Origin of the sequence: Reyranella sp. (assembly GCF_036558665.1) — a bacterium.
GTDB lineage: Bacteria > Pseudomonadota > Alphaproteobacteria > Reyranellales > Reyranellaceae > Reyranella.
In genome coordinates this window covers 85,433-110,538 of sequence record NZ_DATBFE010000013.1, presented here as the reverse complement: position 1 = coordinate 110,538, position 25,106 = coordinate 85,433, and the positions used below count along the sequence as shown (strand labels likewise).

At 64.7% G+C, this 25,106-nt stretch carries 23 protein-coding genes and 2 tRNA genes; 5 read left to right on the top strand and 20 right to left on the bottom strand.

The annotated features are described in order from the left end of the window. From VH499_RS02920 to VH499_RS02875, 10 genes are all read right to left on the bottom strand, one after another. Entirely contained in the window at positions 1 to 1,140 is a 1,140-nt protein-coding gene (locus VH499_RS02920) for an enolase C-terminal domain-like protein (RefSeq protein WP_332051184.1), read from the bottom strand. Beyond that, positions 1,141 to 2,334 (bottom strand): cystathionine beta-lyase, encoded by a 1,194-nt coding sequence (metC, locus tag VH499_RS02915; protein WP_332051183.1) that lies wholly within the window; start codon positions 2,332 to 2,334, stop codon positions 1,141 to 1,143. It lies immediately after the preceding gene. A 22-nt stretch (positions 2,335 to 2,356) separates the two neighbouring features. Then, a complete protein-coding gene (locus VH499_RS02910; protein ID WP_332051182.1) occupies positions 2,357 to 2,956 on the bottom strand; it encodes a GNAT family N-acetyltransferase in 600 nt (199 codons plus the stop codon). Next, the gene (gene sseA / locus VH499_RS02905; protein ID WP_332051181.1) at positions 2,925 to 3,782 is read right to left on the bottom strand and encodes a 3-mercaptopyruvate sulfurtransferase; all 858 of its coding nucleotides are present in this window, start codon (positions 3,780 to 3,782) and stop codon (positions 2,925 to 2,927) included. Before sseA ends, VH499_RS02910 begins: the two co-directional genes overlap by 32 nt. 11 nt (positions 3,783 to 3,793) lie before the next feature. Beyond that, positions 3,794 to 4,495: an alanyl-tRNA editing protein gene (locus tag VH499_RS02900; protein ID WP_332051180.1), complete on the bottom strand. Its 702-nt coding sequence runs from the start codon at positions 4,493 to 4,495 to the stop codon at positions 3,794 to 3,796. Between the two features lie 9 nt (positions 4,496 to 4,504). Beyond that, the gene (locus VH499_RS02895; protein ID WP_332051179.1) at positions 4,505 to 5,419 is read right to left on the bottom strand and encodes a ribokinase; all 915 of its coding nucleotides are present in this window, start codon (positions 5,417 to 5,419) and stop codon (positions 4,505 to 4,507) included. Between the two features lie 7 nt (positions 5,420 to 5,426). Further along, positions 5,427 to 6,428: a cysteine synthase A gene (locus tag VH499_RS02890; protein WP_332051178.1), complete on the bottom strand. Its 1,002-nt coding sequence runs from the start codon at positions 6,426 to 6,428 to the stop codon at positions 5,427 to 5,429. 75 nt (positions 6,429 to 6,503) lie between these two features. Beyond that, the gene (locus tag VH499_RS02885; protein WP_332051177.1) at positions 6,504 to 7,118 is read right to left on the bottom strand and encodes an NUDIX domain-containing protein; all 615 of its coding nucleotides are present in this window, start codon (positions 7,116 to 7,118) and stop codon (positions 6,504 to 6,506) included. 266 nt (positions 7,119 to 7,384) lie between these two features. Beyond that, positions 7,385 to 7,459, bottom strand: a tRNA-Asn gene (locus VH499_RS02880). 100 nt (positions 7,460 to 7,559) lie between these two features. Then, positions 7,560 to 7,633: transfer RNA gene (locus VH499_RS02875), tRNA-Cys, on the bottom strand. A gap of 154 nt (positions 7,634 to 7,787) precedes the next feature. Here VH499_RS02875 and VH499_RS02870 point away from each other — a divergent pair. The 4 genes from VH499_RS02870 (at position 7,788) to VH499_RS02855 (ending at position 13,208) form a co-directional block, all read left to right on the top strand. Beyond that, complete coding sequence (locus tag VH499_RS02870; protein WP_332051176.1) at positions 7,788 to 8,417, top strand: protein-L-isoaspartate O-methyltransferase; 630 nt, start codon at positions 7,788 to 7,790, stop codon at positions 8,415 to 8,417. Positions 8,418 to 8,554: 137 nt separating this feature from the next. Beyond that, the gene (locus VH499_RS02865) at positions 8,555 to 9,898 is read left to right on the top strand and encodes a TolC family outer membrane protein (protein WP_332051175.1); all 1,344 of its coding nucleotides are present in this window, start codon (positions 8,555 to 8,557) and stop codon (positions 9,896 to 9,898) included. Between the two features lie 5 nt (positions 9,899 to 9,903). After that, the gene (locus VH499_RS02860; protein WP_332051174.1) at positions 9,904 to 10,458 is read left to right on the top strand and encodes a DUF2497 domain-containing protein; all 555 of its coding nucleotides are present in this window, start codon (positions 9,904 to 9,906) and stop codon (positions 10,456 to 10,458) included. A gap of 68 nt (positions 10,459 to 10,526) precedes the next feature. Continuing rightward, positions 10,527 to 13,208, top strand: coding sequence for a valine--tRNA ligase (locus VH499_RS02855; protein ID WP_332051173.1), 2,682 nt, complete (start codon positions 10,527 to 10,529; stop codon positions 13,206 to 13,208). Positions 13,209 to 13,214: 6 nt separating this feature from the next. Here VH499_RS02855 and VH499_RS02850 read toward each other — a convergent pair whose 3' ends face one another. The 6 genes from VH499_RS02850 to VH499_RS02825 all read right to left on the bottom strand — a co-directional run bounded on the left by VH499_RS02850 (position 13,215) and on the right by VH499_RS02825 (position 18,701). Further along, the gene (locus tag VH499_RS02850) at positions 13,215 to 13,688 is read right to left on the bottom strand and encodes an N-acetyltransferase (protein WP_332051172.1); all 474 of its coding nucleotides are present in this window, start codon (positions 13,686 to 13,688) and stop codon (positions 13,215 to 13,217) included. Between the two features lie 19 nt (positions 13,689 to 13,707). Next, the gene (locus VH499_RS02845) at positions 13,708 to 14,541 is read right to left on the bottom strand and encodes a phytanoyl-CoA dioxygenase family protein (protein WP_332051171.1); all 834 of its coding nucleotides are present in this window, start codon (positions 14,539 to 14,541) and stop codon (positions 13,708 to 13,710) included. A 143-nt stretch (positions 14,542 to 14,684) separates the two neighbouring features. Continuing rightward, positions 14,685 to 14,954 carry a hypothetical protein gene (locus VH499_RS02840; RefSeq protein WP_332051170.1) on the bottom strand — a complete coding sequence of 90 codons (270 nt, stop codon included), beginning with the start codon at positions 14,952 to 14,954 and terminating at the stop codon, positions 14,685 to 14,687. 130 nt (positions 14,955 to 15,084) lie between these two features. Further along, entirely contained in the window at positions 15,085 to 16,629 is a 1,545-nt protein-coding gene (locus VH499_RS02835; RefSeq protein ID WP_332051169.1) for an acetyl-CoA acetyltransferase, read from the bottom strand. Then, entirely contained in the window at positions 16,626 to 17,777 is a 1,152-nt protein-coding gene (locus VH499_RS02830) for a CaiB/BaiF CoA-transferase family protein (protein WP_332051168.1), read from the bottom strand. The genes VH499_RS02835 and VH499_RS02830 overlap by 4 nt, the downstream gene beginning before the upstream one ends. A gap of 18 nt (positions 17,778 to 17,795) precedes the next feature. Continuing rightward, the gene (locus tag VH499_RS02825; RefSeq protein WP_332051167.1) at positions 17,796 to 18,701 is read right to left on the bottom strand and encodes a DMT family transporter; all 906 of its coding nucleotides are present in this window, start codon (positions 18,699 to 18,701) and stop codon (positions 17,796 to 17,798) included. A 146-nt stretch (positions 18,702 to 18,847) separates the two neighbouring features. On the opposite strand from VH499_RS02825, the gene ilvD reads away from it, so the two are divergent. Next, positions 18,848 to 20,599 (top strand): dihydroxy-acid dehydratase, encoded by a 1,752-nt coding sequence (gene ilvD / locus VH499_RS02820; protein WP_332051166.1) that lies wholly within the window; start codon positions 18,848 to 18,850, stop codon positions 20,597 to 20,599. Here ilvD and VH499_RS02815 read toward each other — a convergent pair. The 4 genes from VH499_RS02815 to parE form a co-directional block, all read right to left on the bottom strand. After that, a complete protein-coding gene (locus VH499_RS02815) occupies positions 20,596 to 21,207 on the bottom strand; it encodes a LysE family translocator (RefSeq protein WP_332051165.1) in 612 nt (203 codons plus the stop codon). The two genes, ilvD and VH499_RS02815, sit on opposite strands and share 4 nt — an antisense overlap. Before the next feature lie 9 nt (positions 21,208 to 21,216). Continuing rightward, on the bottom strand, positions 21,217 to 22,260 hold the full coding sequence (locus VH499_RS02810; RefSeq protein WP_332051164.1) for a quinone-dependent dihydroorotate dehydrogenase: 1,044 nt from the start codon (positions 22,258 to 22,260) through the stop codon (positions 21,217 to 21,219). A gap of 37 nt (positions 22,261 to 22,297) precedes the next feature. Further along, positions 22,298 to 22,864, bottom strand: a complete 567-nt coding sequence (locus tag VH499_RS02805; protein ID WP_332051163.1) for a hypothetical protein — start codon at positions 22,862 to 22,864, stop codon at positions 22,298 to 22,300. A gap of 102 nt (positions 22,865 to 22,966) precedes the next feature. After that, positions 22,967 to 24,985, bottom strand: a complete 2,019-nt coding sequence (gene parE / locus VH499_RS02800) for a DNA topoisomerase IV subunit B (RefSeq protein ID WP_332051162.1) — start codon at positions 24,983 to 24,985, stop codon at positions 22,967 to 22,969. Positions 24,986 to 25,106 lie beyond the last annotated feature (121 nt).

The window sequence follows — 25,106 nt, the reverse complement described above, 5'->3', positions numbered from 1 at the left end:
TCACAGGCGGCGGAAGAGATGATCGAGTGCCTCGATGCCCTCGAAGCCGATGCCGGGCAGGTCGGTCGGCGAGGCACAGCCCGCGGACAGGACGGCGCCGTCGGCGAGGCCGCCGAACGGTTGGAAGCTCGACGGATTGACTTCCGTTCCGCCAAGGCTGAGGGCGCTTGCGACGTGCAGGCTGAAGAGATGGCCGCCATGCGGCCAGAAGGCCGAGCGCTTCCAGCCACGCGTCTCCATTGTCTCGATGATGTCGAGATAGCCCGGCAACCCGTAGCAATGGACAGGATCGAACAGCAGGATGTCGCGGTCACGACGCAAGCCGCCGTGACGGTCGAGCAGTTTCGCCTCGGCAACGGAGAAGAGCGCCTCGCCCGAAGCGATCGGCCCCTCATAGACCGCGGTTACTGCCGACTGGGTCTCGAAGTCGAGTGGATCGCAGACATCCTCGAGCCACATGAGCTGCAGGGGACGGAAGGCGTGGGCCGCGGCGATGGCGGCGGCAGGCTCGTAGCCGTTCATCGCGTCGACCGCCAGGGAATGCGGCGCGGAGAAGATCTCCGCTGCGACGGCGATCCGATCGAGATCGCGCGAAAGCGGCACTCCGCCGATCTTGATCTTGGCTCTCTGGTAGCCGCTGTCTCGGAACCGTCGCAGCTCTTCCTTCAGTCGCACAGGATCGTTCTCGGGATGGGGATAGCCACCGCTCGCATAGATGCAAACGGCCGCAGGATTGCCGCGATCGCCGAAGCGTTGCCGCAACAGAGCATGCAAAGGTAGGTCGGCAATCTTCGCCGCAGCATCCCACAACGCCATGTCGAGCGTGCCGACGGCAACGCAACGCTCGCCGTGACCGCCGGGCTTTTCGCCCTTCATCATCGCCGCCCATGCGGCGACAGGATCGACTTCGCCGGCGGAGATCAGGCGCGGCGCGAAGCGTTCGCGAATCAGACCGCCCTGGCCGAACCGGCCGACCGAGGAGAAGCCGAACCCGACCACGGGCCGGCCCCTGCGCACGGCATCCGTTGCGAGGGCGACGATGCTGGTCGTGAGACCACCCGACGGCAGAGAGCGATCGCTGTAGCGAGAGATGTCGACCGTGCGCTCGCGAATGTCGACGATCCGCACGCTAGCCGGCACTCAGGCGTTGTGCGCCCGGTTCAGGCGGTCGAAGCCTTCGGCGAGGTCGGCCTTCAAATCCTCCACATCCTCCAGCCCGATATGCACGCGCAGCAGGTGCTTGCCGGCCGGCCACGGCACGGCGGTGCGGTAATGCTCCGGATGGGCCGGGATCATCAGGCTCTCGTAGCCGCCCCAGCTTGCGCCCATGCCGAAGATGTCCATGCCGTCAAGCATGGCCGCGAGCGCGCCGCGGCTGTAGCCGTCGCGCAAGGTGAAGGAGAACAGACCCGAGGCGCCCATGAACTGCTTCTTCCAGTTCTCGTGACCGGGACAGTCGGGCAGGGCGGGATGCAGCACCTTGTCGACCTCGGGCCGCGCCTTGAGCCAGCCGGCGATATGGAGGCCGCTCTTCTCGTGATGGCGCAGCCGCACTGCCATGGTGCGCAATCCTCGCAGGGCCAGGTAGCAATCGTCCGGCGCGGCATGGAAGCCGAAATTCTGGCACGCCGTCTTCGCGGTTTCGAAGACTTGGCGCGTGGCACACGAGATGACGCCCATCATCGCGTCCGAATGACCGACGATATACTTGGTTCCCGCGTGGATGGAGACGTCGCAGCCGTGGTCGAACGGCTTGAAGTAGAGCGGCGTTGCCCAGGTGTTGTCGATGAGGACTGCCGCTCCATTTTTCTTGGCGACAGCGGCGATCGCATCCACGTCCTGCACCTCGAAGGTCTGCGAACCAGGGGCTTCGAGGTAGACCACCTTGGTGTTGGGCTTCATCAGTTTCTCGATGCCGGCGCCGGTCATCGGATCGAAGAACGTCGTCTCGACACCGAAGCCCTTGAGGGTGGTGTTAGCGAAGCGCCGCGCCGGACCATAGGCATTGTCGGTTAGCAGCATGTGGTCGCCGGCCTTCAGGAACCCCACCATGGCCCCGGTTACGGCCGCGAGGCCGGACTGCACCGCGATCGAGCGATGCGCGCCCTCGATGGCCGCCACGGCATCCTCCAGTGCCTTCTGGGTCGGCGTGCCGTTGCGGCCATAGCCGAATCCTTCGAACGGGATGCGGTTCTCGAACTTCTCCATGGTCGGCTGGAGGATGGTCGAGGCGTGGTACACGGGCGGATTGACGATACCGAAATTGTTGTCGGGATCGCGTCCGGCGACGGCCAAGACGGTATCGGGTCTGGTATAAGTTTTCTTCGCAGTCATAGGACCGACTATGGCACAGGGCTCAAGCCGGCGGCCAGCGATAGAGGTCCGGCCAGAGGACGCGTGGATCCTGCAATTCTTTCGCTTCGCTTCGCGTCACGTGGAAGCCTGCCTTGAGATAGGTCGCGAGCGCCCGGGGATGGTCGACCGTATTTGTGTTGAGGCTCAGCCGCCGCGAGCCGCGGGCGAAGGCCCGCTCGATGGCACGGTCGAGAAGCCAGGGACCGATCCTTTGACCAATATGATCCGGCGTGAGGCCGAAGAAGGCCAGTTCGTCGTTGTCCAGTTCGAAATAACCCGCGACGTCCCCGCCGGCACGCGCGGTATGCAGCTCATGCCCGGGCCGGGCAAGCAACGCTCCAAGCGATTCGTCGGAAAGAAGTCGCCGTTCGTACCAGAGCCAGGGCCGGCCGACACGATCGTAGAGCTCGCGATAGAGCGCGACGCTCGGTGTGGCTTCGTACGTGATCGTGACGGCCGAAGAGGGCGGCACGGCTCGCCGCGTCCATGCACCGAAGGCAAGCTCGAGATAGGTGATCGTGACCTCGAGTCGGCCGTCCGCGCGCGGCGCCGGCTGATGGGCGAAAAGCTCAGGCGCCAGTGACGATCGGTGTATCGTCACGGCCACCCCATTCAGTCCATGAGCCGTCATAGACGGCGGCATGCGGCGCGCCAACCAGATAGAGGCCGAGTGCCACGACGCAGGCCGTGACGCCGGATCCGCAGCTTGCGGTCACCTTCTTTGTCGGATCGATGCCCGAGGCCGCGAGGCGGGCGGCGATCTGCTTGCCCGGCAGCATGGTGCCGGTCGTCGGATCGATCAGATCGTTGTACGGAAGATTGAAGGCGCCCGGCATGTGTCCGCCGCGCAGGCCGGCACGCGGCTCGGGCGCTTCGCCGCGAAAGCGAGCCGCGGCGCGGGCATCGACGATCTGTTCGCGGTGGCTCTGAATCAGCTCCTTCACGTCGCCGATCGAACGCACGAGCGTGTTGTCGAGCCGTGCCGTGAAATGGCGGTTACGTGGAAGCGGCGGATCGTCCGTGACGGCCCGCCCTTCGGCCATCCATTTCGGCAAGCCGCCGTCGAGGATGGAGACATCCTTGTGGCCCATGGCGCGGAACATCCACCACACGCGCGCCGCACCGGTCATGGGCGTGGTGTCGTAGATCACGATCTTGTTGCCGTCTCCGAGGCCGAGCTTGCGCACGCGCGCCGAGAATTTTTCCGGCGAGGGCAGCATGTGCGGCAGGGGGCTCGTGGTGTCCGCGATCTCGTCGATGTCGAAGAATACCGCGCCCGGAATGTGCTGGTTCTCGTACTCCGCTCTCGGGTTGCGCTTCTGCGCCGGCAGATAGAACGAGCCATCGACGATGCGCACATCTGGCGCATCGAGATGGTCGGCCAGCCACTCGGTGCTGACCAGGGCATCGGGTCTTGCGTAGGACATCCGGCGTTTCCTCAGGGGAGAGAGATGATGAACCGGCGGTTCATCTTGCCCTTGTTCTCGATCTTGACGCATTCGACACGGCCAATCTCCGCCGTGCGCGCCACGTGCGTGCCGCCACAGGCCTGCAGATCAACGCCGTCGATCGACAGCAGACGAACGCGGCCAGCGCCCATCGGTGGCCGCACGCTCATCGTCTTCACCAGTTCGGGCCGCGCAGTCAGCTCCGCGTCGGTGATCCATTGCGCAACCACGGGCCGGTCGACCGCGAGCAGCTTGTTGATCTCCTCGGTCACCCATTCCTTGGTCGGTACCTCGCCCTCGAGATTGAAATCGAGCCGGCTGCGGTCGGCGCCCACCTGGCCGCCGGTGACATTGCCCTTGATCACGGCGGACATGACGTGCAGTGCGGTATGCATGCGCATGTGGCGGTAGCGGCGATCCCAATCGAGCACCGCGTGCACCGCGCTGCCGACCGGCGGCCGCGGCGCATCCGGCGCCAGGACATGCAGCACGTCGCTTCCGTCGGCCTTGACGGCGTCGGCCACGCTCGCCTGTCCGCCCTCCCAGCGCAAAACCCCGGTGTCGCCGGGTTGGCCACCGCCGGTGGGATAGAAGATGGAGCGGTCGAGCCGCACGCCGCGGTCCTCGACTGCGGTCACGACGGCGTCGGCTTCCTTGAGATAGGCGTCCTGACGAAAGAGCTCTTGCACCATGCGCAGGATTTAGGCGCTCGCCAGACGGGCCGCAACTTCCTTGGCGGTCGGCATGGACGGTGCGGCACCCAGCCGCTCGACGGAACGGGCGGCCGCGACGTTGGCGTACTGCGCCGCCTCGACCGGCGTGGCCCCGACCACCAGACGGGCGGCAAAGGCGCCGATGAAGCAATCTCCGGCGCCCGTGGTGTCGATCACGTCGGCCTTGGCGCCGGGAATGGCCGTGGCGCTTTCGGCCGTCACTACGACGGCGCCACGCGGCCCCAGTGTCGCCACCACGGCGCGCGCACCCTTGGCGCGAAGCTTGTGGCAGGCCTCGACGACAGTCGATAGCGCACTCGAGGTGCCGATCGTGATGTCGGTAGCCTGCGTGAGCTCGATCTCGTTCAGCACCGCGACATCGATCGATTTCAGGAGCGCCGCAGGATAGGACTGGAAGGGTGCCATGTTCAGCACGGTGCGCGCGCCGGCCTGGCGCGCCTTGCGCATGATGATGCGCGTCGCCTCGAGCGGTGTCTCGAATTGCGCCACCCAGACTTCGCTGGGGCGCGGCTCGGCGCTCACCATGATCTCGCTGAAATACCGGTTGGCTCCCGAGGCGACGGTGATCGCGTTGTCGCCCTGCGCCACCTGAATGAGCGCCAGCCCCGAAGCCTGTCCGGTCACGACGTGGAGACCGAGCGTGTCGACGTTGTTGTCGGCCAGAAAACCACGCAACGTGTTGCCGAAGGCATCGTCGCCGACAGCGCCGAAAATCGATGTCGGCGGGCCGAGCCGGGCCGCGGCGATCGCCTGGTTGAGCCCCTTGCCGCCGGGCAGGAAGGCGACTTCCGCGTCCAGCACCGTCTCGCCTGGCAGGGGCCGCCGTGCGCTTTGCACGACGACATCCATGTTGAGGCTGCCGCAAACGACCACCCGGGTCATGACGGGATCACTTCATCCATGGCGGCAACGGCAGGTTCTTTTCGCGCAGGAAGGCCGGATTGAAGAGCTTGGACTGGTAGCGCTGGCCGCCATCCGCGAGGATCGTGACGATAGTCTTTCCCGGGCCCAAATCCTTCGCGAGACGCATGGCACCAACGATGTTGATGGCGGTCGAGCCGCCCAGCACCAACCCCTCATGCACCACGAGGTCGAATAAGGGAGGCAGCGCCTCCTCGTCGGTGATCTGGTAGGCCATGTCGATGGGCGTGCCGTCGAGGTTGGCCGTAATGCGACTATTGGCGATACCCTCGGTGATCGAGCTTCCTTCGGCTTTCAGCTCGCCCTTTGTAAACCAGTTATAGAACGCCGATCCCATTGGATCGCTGAGTGCAATCTTGACGTTGGCGTTGCGCTCCTTGAGCGCACGCGCGACACCGCCCAGCGTTCCACCAGTTCCGACGGAACAGGTGAAGCCGTCGACTTTGCCGTCGGTCTGCTCCCAGATCTCGGGGCCGGTCGTGCGGTAGTGGCCGTCTCGGTTGGCCACGTTGTCGAACTGGTTGGCCCAGATCACGCCGTTGGGCTCTTTGGCGGCCAACTCCCCGGCAAGCCGACCCGAGTAACGGACATAGTTGCCGGGGTTGGCATAGGGTACGGCCGGCACGAGGATGAGCTCGGCTCCGCACAGCCGCAGCATGTCCTTTTTCTCCTGGCTCTGCGTCTCGGGCATCACGATCACAGACCGGTAGCCGCGTGCATTGGCGACCAGCGCGATGCCGATCCCGGTGTTGCCGGCTGTGCCTTCGACGATGACGCCGCCCGGCCGCAGTTTGCCCTGTTTCTCAGCGTCCTCGATGATGGCGAGTGCCGCGCGGTCTTTCACCGAGCCGCCTGGGTTGAGGAATTCTGCCTTGCCGTAAATGTTGCAGCCCGTGGCGTCGGACGCCGCGCGCAGCCTGATCAGCGGCGTGTTGCCGATGCTGTCGATGAAACCCGACCGGACGTTCATAATGGAACTCGCTCTTCTGACCCTGCGCTCGCTTCCCGGCCGACCGTAGACAGGGATAGGGGGCCAAAGCAACCGCTAGCGCCAGCGCCGACGCATATCGTCGCGATGGAGCGCGAGCCATTGCAGGGCGATGACGCTTACCGCGTTGTCGACCTCGCAGCGTTCGATCATGGCGTAGGCCTCGGCGAACGACATAACCTTGACGAGGATATTTTCGCCCTCCGATTCGAGGCCAAAGATGCCGCCGGCGCTTCCCGTGTCGGCACGACCGACGAAGATCTGGCACGACTCCGAGCACGCGCCGGGCGTGAGCATGACGTTCTGCACTGGCAGCAGATCGGCGACCTCGAGCCCGGCTTCCTCGACGGCCTCCCGTCGAACCAGGGTTTCGGCCGTCTCGCCGTCCTCGATGATCCCGGCGACGATCTCCCACGTGAACGGATGATGGCCCGCCACATAGGCGCCGGCCCGGAACTGGCGGATCAGCGCGACCTCGTCGCGGCCGGCATCATAAGGCAGTACGGCGGCCGCCTGGCCGCGCTCGAACACCTCGCGCGCAATGACCTTGCTTTGGCCGCCTTGATGCAATCCATGGCGGAAAAAGTAGCGGACGACCTTGAAGTAGCCCCGGAATGCAACTTCCTGTCGGACCAGTTCGGCGGTCTCGTTGGGCAGGTGGGGCTGGTTCATGGCGCGACTCCCGGAACATGAGGGAGCCGCTCGATAGCGCAGCCACGGGCCGGTGGCGAGAGTACTCGGCCGCCGTCGCAAGTCTTCTACAGGGCCAAGATGTCCGGTTTCTTCATCCTCAGGACCGCGTTCATCACGTCTCCTTGCGCTGCCGCTTTGACGTCCGGAAAAACGACTCGCGCCCCGCCGGCTGCTCGCGGGCATTGGCCTGCGGCGACCTGAAACGACTACGGCGCGCCCACTTGCATAGGCGCGCCGTAGCTATGTGGCTCCGGAGGCAGGGTTCGAACCTGCGACCCGGCGATTAACAGTCGCCTGCTCTACCGCTGAGCTACTCCGGAAAAATTCGTTGCGGCCGGCGGTAAACGGCCCGCGAAGCCGCGGACTTTTGGCAGAGTGTTCCCCCGCAGGCAAGGGGGGCGATCTTCGCGCCAGCCGCGTTGGAGGCCTGGGCCGGAATCGAACCGGCATTGACGGATTTGCAGTCCGCTACATAGCCACTCTGCCACCAGGCCGGCCGCAGAAACGGCGCTGCTATAGGCATGGGGTGAGAGAACGGTCAAGCGGCTGCGACGCACCAACCTTTGACGCTTCCGCCGCGCGCCGCCTATAACAATGCGAGATTTTTGGGATCAGCCAATGACAGATTTCGCGCTTGCGCGCCGCAATATGATCGACGGTCAACTCCGGCCCAACCGGGTCACCAGCAATGCCTTGCTGACCGTCATTGCGGATCTGCCGCGCGAGCGGTTCCTGCCCGAGGGACTGAGATCAGTTGCTTATGCGGACGATGACGTGCCACTGGGCGGCGGGCGATTCCTCATGGAGCCGATGGTCGTCGCGCGGCTGATCCAGGCACTTGAGCCAGCGGCAGACGAGCGCGCGCTGGTCGTCGCATCCGGGCGGGGCTACGGCGCCGCCCTCGTGTCGCGGCTGGTCAAGGCGGTAGTGGCCCTCGAGAGCGATCAGTCGCTCGCCAGTGCGGCCGAGCAGACCATGAAGGAATTGGGCATCGACAACGTCCAGCAGGTCGTCGCTCCGATGCAGGGTGGTGTGCCGGCCTCGGCGCCCTACGACATGATCCTGATCGAGGGTGCGGTGCGGGAGATTCCGCCAGCGATCCTCGACCAACTGGCCGAGGGGGGCCGGTTGACCACCGTCCTCGCCGGGCCGAATGGTGCCTTGGGCGTTGCCCGGCTCGCGCTGAAGGAGGGCGGGGTGACTTCCGGGCGGCCGCTGTTCGATGCCAGCACCCCCCTCCTGCCGGGGTTCGCGCCGCCCCAGCGCTTCACTTTCTGACGTAAGAGGTTGGTATGGGTCGCGGAAATACTATCAATGGGCGGCCCAACAATGATAGGGTTGGCTGAAAGAATTGGGGGGTTATTTCAATGGGTAACCGGCCGACCTTGAAGCGCGCTTGCGCCTGGGCGGTAGGCGTGCTGGCCATCGGACTGGGCACTATTCCGACCGCATCGGCCCAGAGCCTGATCGAGGCCCTGTCCAGTACCTACAACAGCAATCCGGATTTGCTGGCAGGCCGGGCGATCCTGCGTCAGACCGACGAGACCCTCTCCCAGGCGGTCGCCAACTGGCGCCCCAAGATCACGCTGTCGGTCGAATACAACAAGATCCAGGCCGATTCGATCCCGGTCAGGCTGATCAACTCCAATTTTGCGTTGAACGGGCGCGTCGCGCTTCTGCAGGCCACTCAGCCCCTGTTCCGCGGTGGCAAGACAGTGGCGGATACCAAGGCCGCCCAAGCCAATATCCAGGCCCAGCGGGCGCTGCTGGCCGACACCGAACAGACGGTGCTGCTGTCCTCGGTGCAGGCCTACGCCGACCTGCTGCAGGACGTTGGCATCGTCGATGCCCGGCGCAACAATGTGCGGGTGCTGGTCGAGCAGCTCGATGCCACGCGCGAGCGCTTTCGGGTCGGCGAACTCACCATCACCGACGTCTCGCAGGCCGAAGCCCGGCTTGAGCAGGCGAAGGCCGACCTCGTGCAGGCGCAGGCGCAGGTGCGCATCGACGAGGCGGCTTTCCAGCATCAAATCGGCATGAAGCCAGGCAAGCTCGCCGATCTGCCTTTGATTGGCGCCCTGCCGGCGACCGAAGAGGAGTGCGTGGCGCTCGCCATGGACAACGGGCCGCGGGCGGTGAGCGCTCAGCATCGGATCACGGCGGCGAGCTACGGCGTCAACAGCGCTGTGGCCAATCTGTTGCCGCAGGTCAACCTGGTGGGTTACGTGCAGACGCAATCCGACCTTCAGGTGCCGGGCGACCAGTATTACCAGTATGGCGTGCGTTTGCAGGCGACGGTGCCCATTTTCCAGAATGGCAGCGAGTGGTCCGTGATAAGGCAGGCCAAGCAGCTCGTCGGCCAGCGCCGCAACGAGCTGGACAGCGCGCGCCGGCAGGCGGCCGAGACGGTCATCCGTGCCTGGCGCAACCTCGACTCGGCACGTTCACGAGTGCTTTCTTTCGAGGCTCAGGTCCGGGCCAACGAAGTGGCGTTGAACGGCGTCCGCCAGGAGGCCCTGGTGGGATCCCGCACGACCCTGGACGTCTTGAACGCCGAGCAGGAACTGTTGAATTCGCAGGTAAGCCTCCTCCAGGCGCGCCACGATACGCAGGTGAGCTATTACGGTGTCCTTTCGGGGATCGGCCGCTTGACGGCCCGTTCCCTTGGATTGCCTGTCGAATATTATGACGAGGAGAAGTACTATAAGGAGGTAGGCTCCCGTTGGATCGGCGACTGGAGCAGTGATTCCGGGAAGTAGTAAGAATGAGCGATGGCCGTAGCTCGAACAACGATCCGTCGATGGACGACATCCTAGCGTCCATCCGCAAGATCATTTCCGACGACGAAGCGCGTTCGCACACAGGCGAGCCGCCCACGCGTCGCGACTCCGCCATGGCCCAGTCGGCCATCCCAAAGGAGCCGGGCAAGGGCGACGATGTTCTGCTTCTCACCGACCTGATCGAAGAACCTGCCACGCCCGAGTCGCAACCAACGTCCATTCCTCTTCCTCGCATCGACCCAGTGAGTGCCCCTGAAATGTCCCAGTCGAACAACGAATCCTCCGAGCCCCTGATCGGTTCCACCGTCGCCGGCGCCACGAGCTCGGCCTTCGAACGCCTGAATCAGGCGGTCCAGGAAAGCGTCCCGCCACCCCGCGCCTCCGACTCCGGCCCCTCGGTGGGACACGGCGGCAAGACCATCGAGGACATGGTCAAGGAGATGCTGCGGCCGATGCTCAAGGACTGGCTCGACCGCAACCTGCCGCCGATCGTCGAGCGGTATGTCGAGCGCGAGATCGTCCGGCTGACCCGCCGCTGACCCCGGAGGCACTCTCCCGACAGAACGCCACGGGGCCCGCCGTGGCGTTTTTCGTTATAAGGCAAGCGATGCTCGAGAAGACCTATGACCCCGGGGAGATCGAAGCCCGCCGCTATCCCGAGTGGGAGCGGTCCGGCGCGTTCAAGGCGCACCCTGAATCGGCCAAGCCTCCATATTGCATCGTGATCCCGCCACCCAACGTGACGGGAAGCCTGCACATGGGCCATGCCCTCGACAACACGCTGCAGGACATCCTGATCCGCTGGCGCCGCATGAAGGGCGACGACGTGCTGTGGCAGCCCGGCACCGATCATGCTGGCATTGCGACGCAAATGGTCGTCGTGCGCAACCTCGAGCAGGAGGGGATCGGCCTTGCGGTCGAGGGCGCCGACAGGGGCGACGGCAACAAGAAACTGCTGAACCGTGAGGAGTTTCTGGCCAAGGTCTGGGAATGGAAGGCCTATTCCGGCGGCGCGATCACAAGCCAGCTCCGGCGCCTCGGTGCGTCGTGCGACTGGAGCCGCGAACGCTTCACGATGGACGACGGACTTTCGCGCGCCGTCCTCAAGGTCTTCGTCGATCTCTACAGGCAGGGGCTGATCTACAAGGACAACCGGCTGGTCAACTGGGATCCCAAGATGCTGACCGCGATCTCGGACCTCGAGGTCGAATCGCGCGAGGTAAAGGGGCATCTATGGTATCTCAAGTATCCGATCGAGGGCAGCGCCGAGCATATCGTCGTTGCCACCACGAGGCCCGAGACGATGCTGGGCGACACCGCGGTTGCGGTGCATCCCGCCGACGCCAAATGGCAGCACCTGATCGGCAGGTACGCGATCCTGCCACTGGTGGGGCGTCGCATCCCGATCGTCGCCGACGACTATTCTGATCCCGAGAAGGGGTCGGGCGCGGTGAAGATCACGCCGGCGCATGATTTCAACGATTTCGAGGTCGGCCGGCGGCACAAGCTTGAGGCGATCTCGATCTTCGACAAGTTCGCGCGCGTCAACGAGAACGCGCCGCAAGAGTATCGCGGGCTCGATCGTTTTGAAGCGCGCAAGACCATCGTGGCCGATCTCGAAGCGCAAGGCCTCGTCGAGAAAATCGAACCGCATACTCACGCCGTGCCTTACGGCGACAGGGGCGGCGTGCCGGTCGAACCGTTCCTGACCGAGCAGTGGTACGCCGATGCCAAGAAGCTCGCCGACGCCCCGTTGGCCGCCGTGCGTGACGGCCGCGTGACATTCGTGCCCGAACGCGGCCGCGATGAATTCTTCCGCTGGATGGAGAACATCGAGCCATGGTGCATCTCGCGCCAGCTCTGGTGGGGCCACCAGATTCCGGCCTGGTATGGCCCTGACAGGACACTGTTCGTCGCTTTGTCCGAAGGCGAGGCGCGTGCCGAGGCGCGCAAGCACTACGGCAAGGAGGTGCCGCTGGAGCGCGACCCCGACGTGCTCGATACGTGGTTCAGCTCGGCGCTGTGGCCGTTCTCGACGCTCGGCTGGCCCGACGACACCGATGCGCTCAGGAAATACTATCCGACGTCGGTGCTGGTGACGGGATGGGACATCCTGTTCTTCTGGGTCGCCCGCATGATGATGATGGGCATGCACTTCATGAACGAAGTGCCGTTCCGTACCGTTTACCTGCATGGGCTGGTGACCGACGAGAAGGGCCAGAAGATGTCGAAATCCAAGGGGAATGTGATCGATCCCCTGGAGCTGATCGACAAGTATGGCGCCGATGCCCTGCGCTTCACGATGGCGTCGCTGGCGGCGGCTTCGGCCGGTCGGCTGCGGCTCACGCCGGCGCGGGTCGAGGGCTCGCGCAACTTCGCTACCAAGCTCTGGAACGCGACACGCTTCGCCGAGGTGTATGGCGCCGCTCTCCCACAGAATTTCGATCCGTCATCCGTCGAGCATACGGTCAACAAATGGATGCTGGGCGAGTTGGCGCGCGCCAACGTGGCCATAGACAAGGCGCTGACCGATTTCCGGCTGAACGACGCGTCGAACACTCTCTACGAGTTCATCCGGGACGTCCTTTGCGATTGGTATGTCGAGCTCACCAAGCCGATCCTGCAGGAGCCCGACGCGCCTGAGAAGAACGAGACGCGCGCCGTGACGGCCTTCGTTTTGCGCGAGACTCTAAAGCTCCTACACCCCGTGATGCCTTTCATCACCGAGGAACTGTGGGACAAGCTCGGCCATCGAACCGTGCACGGCATGCTGATCAGCCAGCCCTGGCCAGCGCCGACGTCCGTCGACGCGACAGCGGAGGGCGAGATCGGTTGGCTGGTGAAGCTGATCTCCGACATCCGCTCGGCCCGCGCCGAACTGAAGGTACCGGATGGCGCCAAACTCAAACTTCTGGCCGTCGGCGCCAACGAGACGACTCGCGGACGGCTCGACACGCACCGCGCCGCGATCGAACGGCTGGCGCGCGTGGAGGCCGTCGACGCCTCGGCAAAAGCCATCCCGCAGGCCGCGCTGCAGATCGTGGTGGGCGAGGCCACTTACGCCCTTCCGGTGGGTGAGGTCATCGATCTCAAGGCCGAAGCTGCTCGCCTCCAGAAGGAGATCAGAAAGCTGGCCGACGAGGTGGGCAAGATCGATGCCAAGCTTGGCAATGCCGCTTTCGTTTCGCGGGCTCCGGAAGAGGTCGTCGAAGAGCAGCGTGAGCGCCGCGCGCAGGCAGAGAAGACGCGGACCCGCCTCAGCCGCGCGTTGGAACGGCTCGGCGCCTGATGTCGATCATTTCAACGACTTCGTCCACCAGTTCGAGGCGATCGCCAGATCAGATCGGCGGAGCATCTCGACCTTGGCGAGATCCCGATCGGCGCACACCACCACGATCTGGACGGCGCCATGCTCGTGGATCAGCGTCGACACATGCGAGAGCAGAGCCTCGCCAACCGTCAGCCAATGACGAGGCTCGAGCACGCAGAAATCGTCGATGAGATAAGTATCACCCCCCGGATCATAAACGGGCGGCACCGGGAACTTCCGCGCGACCAGGAAGCCCAGCATCTGGCTGCCTTCGGTGGCAACCAGGAAGAAGGTGCCGGGTTCCTCCAGCAGCTTGGCCAGGAATTCCTGCGTAGCCGCCGCCGAATTCGCCGCCTTGCGCCAGAAGACCGGCTGGTATTTCTGACGGTGCCGGCGATCAAGTTCCACCAGCCCGGTGGCAGCTTGAATGTCGGAAGAACTGGCCTTGCGAACATCCAAGGTCAGCCTCCCCCAAAGGCTATGATGCCTTGCGCAGGTCCGGCACGTAGGGGCGGGAGGTGAAGTGCTCCTGGTTGTCGCCACGGGCGAACTTCAAACCGGCGCGGCGGATGGCGCCGTCATCAACTTTGTCGAGCGGCACGAAGTAGCGGTCGTCCGACTTTACGATCGTATCGTTGTCGACTCGGTTGTAGCAGATCAGCAGGGTCCAGCGACGGCGCGGCGAGCGGTTGGCGTCGGAGCGGTGGATGGCATTGCAATGAAAGATCAGCGCGTCGCCGGGCTCGAGCTCGCAATACTCGATCGGGCATCGCTCCAGAATATGGGGCATGCGCTTGGGATCGACCTCGTTCTGGGTCGGCGACAGCGGCGTGTGATCGATCCGGCCCAGCTTGTGCGAGCCGGCCGCGATCTGCAGGCAGCCATTCTCGCGCGTGGTCCTGTCGAGCGCGACCATTATCGACAAAAGGTCGGGCCGCAGGCAGCCGTTGTGGTACCAGTAGCCATAATCCTGGTGCCATTCCCAGGCACCGCCGACCTCCGGTTCCTTGGCCGTGAGCTTCGACTGGAAATGATAGACCGGACCGCCCAGCAGCGCGGCAGAAGTATCGACCATGCGCTCGCAGCGCGCCGCCAGGCCGTAGACCGCATCGCCGGCCCGGTTCCACAGCGCAATGCGTGTCGAGCGCCCTTCGCCGTCTCGCCGGTCGAGAATCGAGCCGCACACCGCAGGATCATTTTCCATCGCCTCGGTGAGCAGCTTCACCTCGTCGGCCGCAAAGAGACCGCGCGCATACGTGAAGCCCTTGTCATTGAACTCGGCCGCCTGCGCCGCATTCAGAATATTCGGCATGCTTCCTCCGGGGAGCCAAGCTTGGGCTTCCGATCACGCGCCGTAAAGGCCGGATCGACTGGGGGAAGTCATGGACGACGGGCCGGAGGGACTTTTCCAAGCTCAGGGAATCGACGACCGCCGACCCGTCTGTGCATCCCTGTTCAGCCTTGGATCGCCTTGGCGCCGGGCCGAGTGTGCGGAGGCGGGATCACGCAGCCCCGAACATTGAGCCGATCACCCATGCTGTCGTACTTGAAGCCATATTCGTCGGTGATCGAGACTTGGTGGCCACAGGACTGAGCCATGGCGCCCGACCGGTAGCTCATATGATGCGACGGAGCCGGGGCAGGGATCGAGGTCGCCACCGACTGGGCTTGGGCGATGCCGGCCATGCCGATCAGGGCGGCAAAGAAGAGAGCCAAGCGCTTCATGTTGAAATCCTCCTGATGAACTCTCCCCGGGCGCCTCCCCAACGTTGCACCGTGGAATGGGTTGCGCCTGCCGAAAAACGGCCACGGCCATTCCACTTTGCCGCCGAGTTCCTGTCGCGGACCTGAATGGCTAGACGGGCTGGAAGACGTTACGTCCTTCCCGTTGGCTGACGTTTACCTTTCGGCCGAGCTGCTCGCGCGTCACCATGTCGGCGAGCAGGGAAGGGTCGCCATCGGCCATTGCCACGAAGCGCTGGCCCGAACCGTCGTGTCGGCCGAAGATATAGGCCCTTTCGGGCGCTGCCTTGCCGTAGGCCACGCAGTAGGTCTCGATCGTGCCCATGCCGGTCGGCGCAGCGCTTACGCTCTGCCTGGGTCGAGAATCGAGCTCGGCCTGGAGGATTTTGGGCTCCTGGCGGCGCCATGGGCCCGCCACTGGTTCGGTCGAGTAGAGGCCGGCCGAATGCTTGGTGAGGTAATTGCCGTTCGCCGTCACCATGCCGAGGCTGCCGGGCCTCGCACGCACCACTTTCATCATCTCGGCGATGGCATGGGTAACGTAGTTGTTGCCCGGACCGCCGAAGAAGGGCAGGCCACCGGTGATGCTGATCGGCCGCGGGTCGTTCTCGACCAGGCCGATCTCCTTCATCGCCACCTCGACTGCTGACGGAAAGCAACTGTAGAGATCGAAGGCGGCGATGTCCGATGCCCGCTTGCCGGCCATATCGAGCGCGAGGCGAGCGCAGGCACGGATGGCGGGCGAGGCGTCGAGCCGGTCGCGCTCGGACACGAACCAGGTGTCCGTGCCGTCGGCACACCCATGCAGGAATACCCAGCGGTCCTGCGGAATGCCCCACTCGCGTGCTTTCTCGACCGACGTCATCAGAACCGCCGCCGCCTGATCGATGATTGCGTTGGCGTTCATGAGCCGCGGATAGGGAAAGCAGATCCAGCGATTGTCGTCGGAGATGGTGGCGAGCCGATCAGCGCTGTAGCCTTGGCGGCGAGTGGCAAGCGGATTGTCCTTGGCCACCGCGGCAAGCCGTTCGAACAAGCGGCCCATCGCCTTCATGTGAGCCGGCACGTCGCGTTCGAGACCGCGGCGGATCGCATTCTCCAGCAACGGATAGAAATGGATGGCCGCGCGCAATCCGTGCCGTGCCTCCTCTTCGCTGAAACCGAAGCGTTTGTCGCCCACACGCTCGGGCTCCGCGCCCGCATCCTCGTTCCAGTCGATCGTGAGGCCGGCCTTACGAGCGTTCTGGGTAGTGCGCAAAAGCTCCGCGCCGCAGACAAGGGCAAGTTGCGTCTCACCGCGCGCGATCTCCTCGGCAAAGCGGTTGACGAGGTACTGGGGCATGTTGCCGCCGGAATGGCTGTAGAGGAGCTGCCGCGGCCGGGCATCCAGCCGGTTGGCGACACTCCTGGGAGGATTGCTTGAACGGCCGAACGGCGAGGCGAAGCGCGGGCTGATGTCGCTGAAGAACTCCATCACCGCCAGCGCATCGATCTGACGGCCAAGCGCGTCGCCACCGATCGATGGCCGGGCGTCGGTGAGGGCAAGCCGCGCGGCTTCCGCGGCGAAGGCCACGCGCGAGCGTCCGCTCGAGGGCTCGCCGGTCGTGTCGGTGATCTGGCCGCCGCCGACGAGAATGGGGGTACGCGGGTCGATCATTTGACGAGCGCTTCGATCTCGGCCGCGCTTAAGCCTGCGTCGGCCAGCACGGCCTTGGTGTGCTCGCCGAGGCTTGCCACCTTGGGCCCGCTTTGCAGCGGCGAGCCGGAAAAACGAAAAGGCGGTGCGGGCGACTTGTAGGCACCCGCGCTGTCCTCGATCGCGCAGAGCGAGCCGCGATGCTCGACCTGGGGATCCTTCAGGGCTTCGGTGACCGTGAGATAGGGCGAGCAGGGCACGCCGTGCTGCTCGAACGCCGCAACCACATCCTTGACGGTGAGCGTTCTGGACCATTCTTCCAGTTCCACGACAAACAGGCCCCAATTCATGCGCCGGTCGGCGTATTTCTCGAACCGTGGATCGGTGAGCCAGTCGCGCCGGCCTGCCGCGGTCGCCATGTCCTGGAAGGTGCGCTCGCTCGCCGTCGCCAGCATCACGTATCCGTCCTTGGCCTCGATCGGTCCGTACATGGGCCGGGACGGCACCTCGAAGTCGAACTGCGCGCGGTTGACCTCGCCCAGCAGCATGCCGACGAGACTCTCGAACATCGACACATCCACCATTTGGCCCTTGCCGGTGACGTGCCGCTGGTGAAGCGCGGCCAGGATGCCACCCAGCGCATAGGCGCCGCTTGCATAGTCGGCGACGAAGATGCCGCAATTGTCCGGACGTTCGCGACCGCCCTGGTAGCCGAGATGGGCCATGTCATAGCCGGTGGCGGCGTGGATCACAGGTGCATAGGCCGGACGGCCGGCCGCTGGCCCGCTTTGGCCGTAGCCAGAGATCGCGCCGTAGATGAGTCGCGGGTTGGCCTTCGCCAGTTCGTGATAGTCGAGCCCGAGCCGCTTCATCACGCCGGGCCGATAGTTCTCCAGCACGATATCGATGCCCTTCACGAGCTTCTTGACCGCCGCCACCGCTTCGGGCCGCTTGAGATCGAGTACGATCGAACGTTTGCCGGCGTTGAGCTGGCCGAACATCGTGCCAGCGCCGTCGCGCTGCACCGGGCGACTGCGCATCAGGTCGCCTTCCGGGGATTCGACCTTGATGACGTCGGCACCCATGTCTGCCATCAGCCGGGCGCAGTGCGGCCCGGCAATGGTGGTCGAGAAGTCGAGCACACGGACGCCCGTGAGAGGACGAGGCATTGTTTGGTCTGTCATGGATCACCGGACAATGAGGACGAGCACGACGCCGCCCACGACCAGAAGGCTGCCGATCCATTCACCGACGGATGGCCGCTCTTTCAGGACGAGATGGGAGGCGATGAAGGTGAAGACGAGCTCGATCTGGCCGACGGCGCGCACGAGGGCCGCGTTTTCGAGCGTCATGGCGAGGGCCCAGCCGGCAGATCCCAGCACGCTGAAGATACCGACCCAGATCGACGAGCGCCAATTGTGCCGAACCTTGCCGAGCTGCGGCCGGTCGCGAATGGCGAGATAGGCGGCCATGATCACGATCTGGATGGTGTTCATGCAGGCGAGCACGGTGATGCCGCGCACCATGAAGTCGCCGCTGTGCTCGTGCTTGGAAGCCTCGCGGATCGTTCCTGCCGCGACGGCAAAGAACAGCCCCGACAGGATGCCGTAGAGTGCCCCCTTGTGCGTCAGGTCGGCGATCACGTTCCTGATGTTCGCGAACGAGCCGCGTACACTCAGGATGGCGACACCGGACAGGCACACGAGAATACCGATCCAGGCGCCGAACTTCAGCGGCTCGGAGGCGAGGAAGGTCGCATAGAGCGCGACGAACACCGTCTCGGTCTTGGAGTAGACGGTGCCCACGGCGTAGTTGCGCAGCGAGAAGGAGTGGATCATGAGCGACGTGGCCACGATCTGGGCCACGCCAGCCAGGGTCACGAGGGCAAAGAAAGTCGGCGAAAGTGACGGGATCTCGCGTCCGGTGGCGAAGACCAGGAAGGCCAACATGCCGAGCGCCAGCGGGGCGCCGTAGAGATACCGGACGAAGTTCGCTCCATCGACGCTCAGGACATGGCGGATCTTCTGCTGCATCGTCGTGCGGATGTTCTGGAACAGCGCTGCGGCGATGGTGATCGATATCCAGAGCGGCACTTTTCCCCCTTTGCAAACGCCAGTGTATGGGCTGTTTCGATGGCCGTCTGCCCTTCAGATTTTCGCGTCTCGGACCTCTTTCCCGGCAAAGGGCGGCCGAGTAATGTCCGCCGGACTTCCACTCGAAGGGCGGAGACCCGAGCGCGATGGCCAAGAAGAAGCAACTGAAGCTGCATCCCAATCCGACCTTCGACAAAGCGAAGATGCCGAGCCGTCATACGACGGTCGGACCGGAGCGCGCGCCACATCGCTCCTATCTCTACGCCATGGGGTTGAACGAGAAGCAGATCAACCAGCCGATCGTGGGGGTGGCGACCTGCTGGAACGAGGCTGCGCCCTGCAACATCGCGCTCAACCGCCAGGCGCAGGCGGCGAAGATCGGCGTCGATCGTGGCGGCGGCACGCCGCGCGAGTTCACGACCATCACCGTGACAGACGGCATCGCGATGGGGCACCAGGGCATGAAGTCGTCGCTGGCGTCGCGCGATCTGATCGCCGATTCGGTCGAGCTCACCATGCGCGGCCATTGCTACGACGCCATGGTGACACTCGCCGGCTGCGACAAGTCATTGCCGGGCATGATGATGGCGATGCTCCGCCTCAACGTGCCGTCGGTGTTCATGTACGGCGGCTCGATCCTGCCCGGCAAATTCCGCGGCAAGGATGTCACGGTGGTCGACGTGTTCGAGGGCGTGGGCATGCATGCCGCCGGCAAGTTTTCCGACGCCGATCTGCACGAGCTCGAGTGCGTTGCCTGCCCCTCGGCGGGTTCGTGCGGCGGCCAGTTCACCGCCAACACCATGGCCTGCGTGTCCGAGGCGATCGGCCTTGCGCTGCCGGGCTCGGCCGGCGCGCCGGCGCCCTACGAGACGCGCGACCAATATGCCGAGGCGTCGGGCGAAGCAGCGATGAACCTCCTGAAGCTCGGCATTCGTCCGCGGGATATCGCGACACGCGAGGCCTTCGAGAATGCCGCCACCGTGGTGGCAGCGACCGGCGGCTCGACCAACGCCGGCCTGCACCTGCCGGCGATGGCACACGAAGCCGGCATCAAGTTCGACCTGCATGATGTCGCACGGATTTTCAAGAAGACGCCGTACATCGCGGATCTGAAGCCCGGCGGGAAATACGTTGCGTTCGATCTCTATCAGGTCGGCGGCATCCCGGTCGTGATCAAGGAGCTGCTCGACGCCGGCCTGCTGCACGGTGACGTTCTGACGGCTACCGGCAAAACGCTGGCCGAGAACCACAGGGAGGTGAAGTTTCCCGAGAATCAGGATGTCGTCTACCGGGTGAAGAACTGCATCACTCCGACCGGCGGCGTCGTCGGCCTCAGGGGAAACCTCGCGCCCGACGGCGCGATCGTGAAGGTGGCGGGGATGCATAGGCTTACCTTCACCGGTCCGGCGCGCTGCTTCGATTCGGAAGAGGCTGCGTTCGACGCCGTGGTGAAGGGCAAGTTCAAGGAAGGCGATGTGATCGTCATCCGCTACGAGGGGCCGAAGGGCGGCCCGGGCATGCGCGAGATGCTGTCGACGACGGCGGCGCTCTATGGGCTCGGCGTCGGCGAGAAAGTGGCTCTCATCACGGACGGCCGCTTCTCGGGCGGCACGCGCGGCTTCTGCGTCGGGCATGTCGGACCCGAGGCGCAGGTCGGAGGTCCCATCGGACTGCTGAGGAACGGCGACATGATCACCATCGACGCGGTCAAGGGCCGGCTCTCGGTCGACCTCTCCGACAAGGAGTTGAGGAAGCGTCGCAAGGCGTGGAAGCCCAGGAAGAATGGCTATACGGCGGGCGCGCTATGGAAATATGCCGAACTGGTGGGTCCCGCCGTTGACGGCGCGGTCACCCATCCCGGCAGCAGGAAGGAAAGCCACGTCTTCGCGGATATCTAACGCTCGGCCAACGACAGCTTTACTCCCAGAGCCACGAATGCCGCGGCGAAGGTTCGACGCATCGAGGCGAGAATCCGCGGACGAGAGATGACATGCCGGCGAACCGCCGCGGCAAAAAGGCCGTAGCCGACGAACACCACGAATGTCGCCAGCATGAAGATGCCGCTCAGCAGCAGCATGTGGGACAGCGGATGCCTCTCGTCGGCCCGCACGAATTGCGGCAGGAAGGCAAAAAAGAAGATCGAGAGCTTGGGGTTCAGCAGGTTGAGCAGGATCGCTTCGACGATCACCTGCAGGCTCGACTTCGCTCGCGTGTCGTTCTCGACCCTGAGCGTGCCATGCTCCTTGAGGGTATTCCACGCCATGTAGAGGAGGTAGGCGACGCCGAGATACTTGAGCGTCTGGAAGGCGAGCGCGCTCGTGTGCAGCAGAGCGGCGAGTCCCATGATCGCGCCGGCCATGTGCGGCACGATGCCGAGCGTGCAGCCGAAGGCCGCCACGATGCTGGCGCGCCGTCCGCGCGACAGGCCCGCCGCCAACGTATAGAGAACGCCGGTGCCGGGCGAGACCACGACGATCAGCGTCGTGAGCATGAAATCGATGCTCATGGCAGTCTCCTACAGATCGGTGCCGACGGCCTGCGAAATCGACGAGAAGCCGTCACGCGCCAGCAGCGCTGCGAGCTCGTCCTTGATGCGGCGGACCAGCGGCGGTCCCTCGAACACGAGCGCCGAATAGAGCTGCACCAATGTGGCGCCGGCGCGGATCTTGGCATAGGCATCGGCGCCCGAGCCGACGCCGCCGCAGCCGATCAGGGGGAATTGGTCCTCGACCCGTCGCGCCGTGCGCCGCAGCACATCCGTCGACAAGGCCGTCAGCGGCGCGCCCGACAGTCCCCCTGCCTCGCCGCGTTTGGCCGAGGTGAGGGACGGTGGTCGCGACAGGGTCGTATTGCCGACGATGATGCCGTCGATCCTGCGCTCGCGGCAGACCGCCACGATGTCGTCGAGATCCGCGTCGCTCGCGTCCGGCGCGATCTTGACGACCAGCGGCACCGGCCGCCGGACGATCGCGTCCTGCACCCGCTGCAGCAGGTCGGCAAGCTGAACGCGTCCCTGCAGAGTTCGGAGGCCAGGCGTATTCGGTGAGGAGACGTTGCAGACGAGGTAGTCGGCATAGGGCGCCAACGCCTTGCTGCAGGCCGCATAGTCGGCGGCCCGGTCGACGCTGTCCTTGTTGGCGCCGACATTCACGCCGACGAAGCCTGCACGTCGCCGCCGTTGCAGTCTCGCCAGGACCACGTCCAGGCCTTCTCCGGGAAAGCCCATGCGGTTGATGACGCCACGATCTTGGGGAAGGCGGAAGACGCGCGGCCGCGGATTGCCAGCCTGGGGTCTGGGTGTGACGCTGCCGATCTCGACCAGGCCAAACCCCATGGCCAACGCCGCATCGGCGACGTCGGCATTCTTGTCGAACCCGGCCGCCAGCCCGATCGGATTAGGCACGTGACGGCCCCAGACCTCGACCGCCAGCGAGGAAGGGTCGGAATGGCGATCCCGCGGCAGCCAGCCGGTCTTCAGCCCGCGAATGGCGAGGCGATGCGAAGTCTCAGCATCGAGGCGCGAAAGCAAGAGATCGGCGAGCGCGTACCAGACGGCCATGTCGTCTGGTTAGCAGAGATGCCTGTGGAGCGCCGCCCTAGCGGAATTGCTGCAGGCCGTGCTGCGGCAGCAGACCGGGCGCGGGATCGAACAGCACCGAAAACAGGCTCTTCATCAGGTCGAGCATGGCCGGATCGTCCGGCGCTGTGGCGTCGGTCCATCCGCTCACCTGCGACAAGGCCAGATCGTTGCGGCAGTAGACCCCGAAAACGTAGACTTGGCCGGGTTTTCCGGGCCGGAAGCGCTTGGCGCCGTTACAGACCGCGTCGGCGCTGAGGTCGTTCGTGGGATTGAACACCAGCATCAACCGGTAGTCCGGCCGCGGCTGGTCGACTGGCGCGTCGTAGGTGAAGGTCAGGCGCGGCGGCGGCTTGGCCACCTGCATCACCGGCAGGAGACGCTGCGCGACATTGGCCATCGGCATGTTGGGGAACGGATTGCCGAGCAACACGACGCGGAACGGTTTGTTGTCCGTCGCGGTGTAGAACTCGCGGTAGTCATACTGCGTGGCGTAGTCCGGCCCACCGAGCGTCGCGGCGTGGACCGGAAGGGGAACGGCCGCCGCGGCGGCCATTGCCGTCACGACTTTCCAGATCGCGTGCATGGAAGCGTTCTCCGTGGCAGTTTTCCGGACGAGGATAGGACAAAGGCCCATCTTCCAGCACGTCACATTGTCGCGCGTGAAATATCAGCCTGGCGTAAGGCATTACACGTCCAGATCGCGGGCGAACTTGGCATTCTCCTGGATGAAGGCGAAGCGCTTTTCCGGCTTGCGCCCCATCAGGTCCTCGACCAGCGACGCGGTGCGCATGGCCTCGCGCCGCTGTTCGGCGTCGGCCGCGGTCGGTATGTCGACCTTGAGCAGGATTCGCTTGCCCGCATCCATGGTGGTCTCACGCAAATGCGCCGACTGCATCTCGCCCAAGCCCTTGAAGCGGGTGATCTCGATCTTGCCGCCGCCGAAGACGTCGCGCATCAGCTCGTCCTTGTGCGCCTCGTCGCGAGCATACTCGGTTCGGCCGCCCTTGCTGAGACGATAGAGTGGTGGCTGGGCGAGGAAGAGATGGCCGTTCTCGATCAGCTTCGGCATCTCGCGATAGAAGAAAGTCATCAGAAGCGATGCGATGTGCGCGCCGTCGACATCGGCGTCGGTCATGATGATGACCCGCTCATAGCGCAGGCGATCATCGTTGTAGTTCGCGCCCGTGCCGCACCCCAGCGCCTGGATCAGGTCCTGAACTTCCTGGTTGTCACGCAGCTTGTCGGCACTGGCGCTCGCGACGTTCAGGATCTTGCCACGCAGCGGCAGGATCGCCTGCGTCTCCCGATTGCGCGCCGCCTTGGCCGAGCCGCCTGCCGAATCGCCCTCGACCAGGAAGATCTCGGTGCCCTCGGCAGCGGTGTTGCTGCAGTCGGCAAGCTTGCCGGGAAGCCGGAGCTTGCGCGTCGCGGTCTTGCGCTGCTGCTCGCGGTCCTGCTTGCGCCGCACGCGTTCTTCCGCCCTAGCGATCACATGCTCGAGCAGGACGTTGCCGACTTCCTTGTCGCCCGTGAGCCAATGCTCGAAATTGTCGCCGACGATGGTCTCGACCAACTTCGCCGCCTCGACGCTGACCAGTTTCTCCTTGGTCTGACCCTGGAATTGCGGCTGCTCGATGAAGACCGAGACGAGGCCTGCAGCGCCATCCATCACGTCGTCAGCCGTGATGATCGATCCCTTGCGGTTGCCCGTGAGGTCCGCGTAACGCTTGAGGGCGCGCACCAGGGCGCCGCGAAAACCCGATTCGTGCGTCCCGCCGTCCGAGGTCGGCACGGTGTTGCAGTAGGAGCGGACGAAGCCCTCTTCGTCGTTCGGCCACCAGACGGCCCATTCGACCTTGCCGCCGGCCGTACCGTTGGTCTCGCTTCTGGCCTCTCCGGCAAACGGCTGCGGCACAACGGTCGGCCGTTCGCCGATCTCCGAGATCAGGTAGTCCTTGAGACCTCCCGCGAAGTGGAATGATTCCTCTTCCGGGACCGCACCGGGCTTCAGCAGGCTCTTGTCGCACTTCCAGCGGATCTCGACGCCGCGGAACAGGTACGACTTGGAGCGCGCCATGCGGTAAAGTCGCTCCGGGACGAAGACCTGCTTGCCGAAGATCTCGGGATCGGGATGGAAGACCACCGTCGTGCCGCGTCGGTTCGGCGCCGCGCCGTTGGATTTCAGCTTGGAGGTCGGTTTGCCGCGCGAAAAGCTTTGCGTCCAGGACTGGCGATCACGTGCGACTTCGACAATGAGTTCGTCGGACAGGGCATTGACCACGGACACGCCTACGCCATGCAGGCCACCGGACGTCGCATAGACCTTGCTGTTGAACTTGCCGCCCGAGTGCAGGGTGGTGAGGATGATCTCGAGCGCTGATCTGTTCTTGAACTTGGGATGGGGGTCGACCGGAATGCCACGCCCGTTGTCGCGGATCAGGACCTTGTTGCCGGCGAGCAGCTCCAGATAGATCGTGTCGGCATGGCCCGCGACGGCTTCATCCATCGCATTGTCGAGCACTTCGGCGACGAGATGATGTAGTGCACGCTCATCGGTGCCACCAATGTACATTCCCGGGCGCTTGCGGACAGGCTCGAGCCCTTCCAGCACCTCGATGTCGCGTGCGGTATAGGAGGAGTCCTTGTTCGTCGCGCCGCGCTTGCCGCTGCCCGACCGCTCGAACAGATCGCCGTTTTTCGCCATGCCTGCTTCTTGTCGGTCGCGCGAGGGGTTCGCAGGGTGACCGCTTCGATATGGATATGGTAGGAAAACCGCGGGAAAGCAACAACATCCGGCAGAATTTAATGTCCGACAATCCGCGCGA

What these genes read in the sequence shown, in the direction of transcription:
- metC (WP_332051183.1), bottom strand. Translation starts at nt 2,334, where the DNA reads ATGACTGCGAAGAAAACTTATACCAGACCCGATACCGTCTTGGCCGTC.
- sseA (WP_332051181.1), bottom strand. Translation starts at nt 3,782, where the DNA reads ATGTCCTACGCAAGACCCGATGCCCTGGTCAGCACCGAGTGGCTGGCC.
- VH499_RS02900 (WP_332051180.1), bottom strand. Translation starts at nt 4,495, where the DNA reads ATGGTGCAAGAGCTCTTTCGTCAGGACGCCTATCTCAAGGAAGCCGAC.
- VH499_RS02895 (WP_332051179.1), bottom strand. Translation starts at nt 5,419, where the DNA reads ATGACCCGGGTGGTCGTTTGCGGCAGCCTCAACATGGATGTCGTCGTG.
- VH499_RS02890 (WP_332051178.1), bottom strand. Translation starts at nt 6,428, where the DNA reads ATGAACGTCCGGTCGGGTTTCATCGACAGCATCGGCAACACGCCGCTG.
- VH499_RS02885 (WP_332051177.1), bottom strand. Translation starts at nt 7,118, where the DNA reads ATGAACCAGCCCCACCTGCCCAACGAGACCGCCGAACTGGTCCGACAG.
- VH499_RS02870 (WP_332051176.1), top strand. Translation starts at nt 7,788, where the DNA reads ATGATCGACGGTCAACTCCGGCCCAACCGGGTCACCAGCAATGCCTTG.
- VH499_RS02860 (WP_332051174.1), top strand. Translation starts at nt 9,904, where the DNA reads ATGAGCGATGGCCGTAGCTCGAACAACGATCCGTCGATGGACGACATC.
- VH499_RS02855 (WP_332051173.1), top strand. Translation starts at nt 10,527, where the DNA reads ATGCTCGAGAAGACCTATGACCCCGGGGAGATCGAAGCCCGCCGCTAT.
- VH499_RS02845 (WP_332051171.1), bottom strand. Translation starts at nt 14,541, where the DNA reads ATGCCGAATATTCTGAATGCGGCGCAGGCGGCCGAGTTCAATGACAAG.
- VH499_RS02840 (WP_332051170.1), bottom strand. Translation starts at nt 14,954, where the DNA reads ATGAAGCGCTTGGCTCTCTTCTTTGCCGCCCTGATCGGCATGGCCGGC.
- VH499_RS02835 (WP_332051169.1), bottom strand. Translation starts at nt 16,629, where the DNA reads ATGATCGACCCGCGTACCCCCATTCTCGTCGGCGGCGGCCAGATCACC.
- VH499_RS02830 (WP_332051168.1), bottom strand. Translation starts at nt 17,777, where the DNA reads ATGCCTCGTCCTCTCACGGGCGTCCGTGTGCTCGACTTCTCGACCACC.
- ilvD (WP_332051166.1), top strand. Translation starts at nt 18,848, where the DNA reads ATGGCCAAGAAGAAGCAACTGAAGCTGCATCCCAATCCGACCTTCGAC.
- VH499_RS02815 (WP_332051165.1), bottom strand. Translation starts at nt 21,207, where the DNA reads ATGAGCATCGATTTCATGCTCACGACGCTGATCGTCGTGGTCTCGCCC.
- VH499_RS02810 (WP_332051164.1), bottom strand. Translation starts at nt 22,260, where the DNA reads ATGGCCGTCTGGTACGCGCTCGCCGATCTCTTGCTTTCGCGCCTCGAT.
- VH499_RS02805 (WP_332051163.1), bottom strand. Translation starts at nt 22,864, where the DNA reads ATGCACGCGATCTGGAAAGTCGTGACGGCAATGGCCGCCGCGGCGGCC.
- parE (WP_332051162.1), bottom strand. Translation starts at nt 24,985, where the DNA reads ATGGCGAAAAACGGCGATCTGTTCGAGCGGTCGGGCAGCGGCAAGCGC.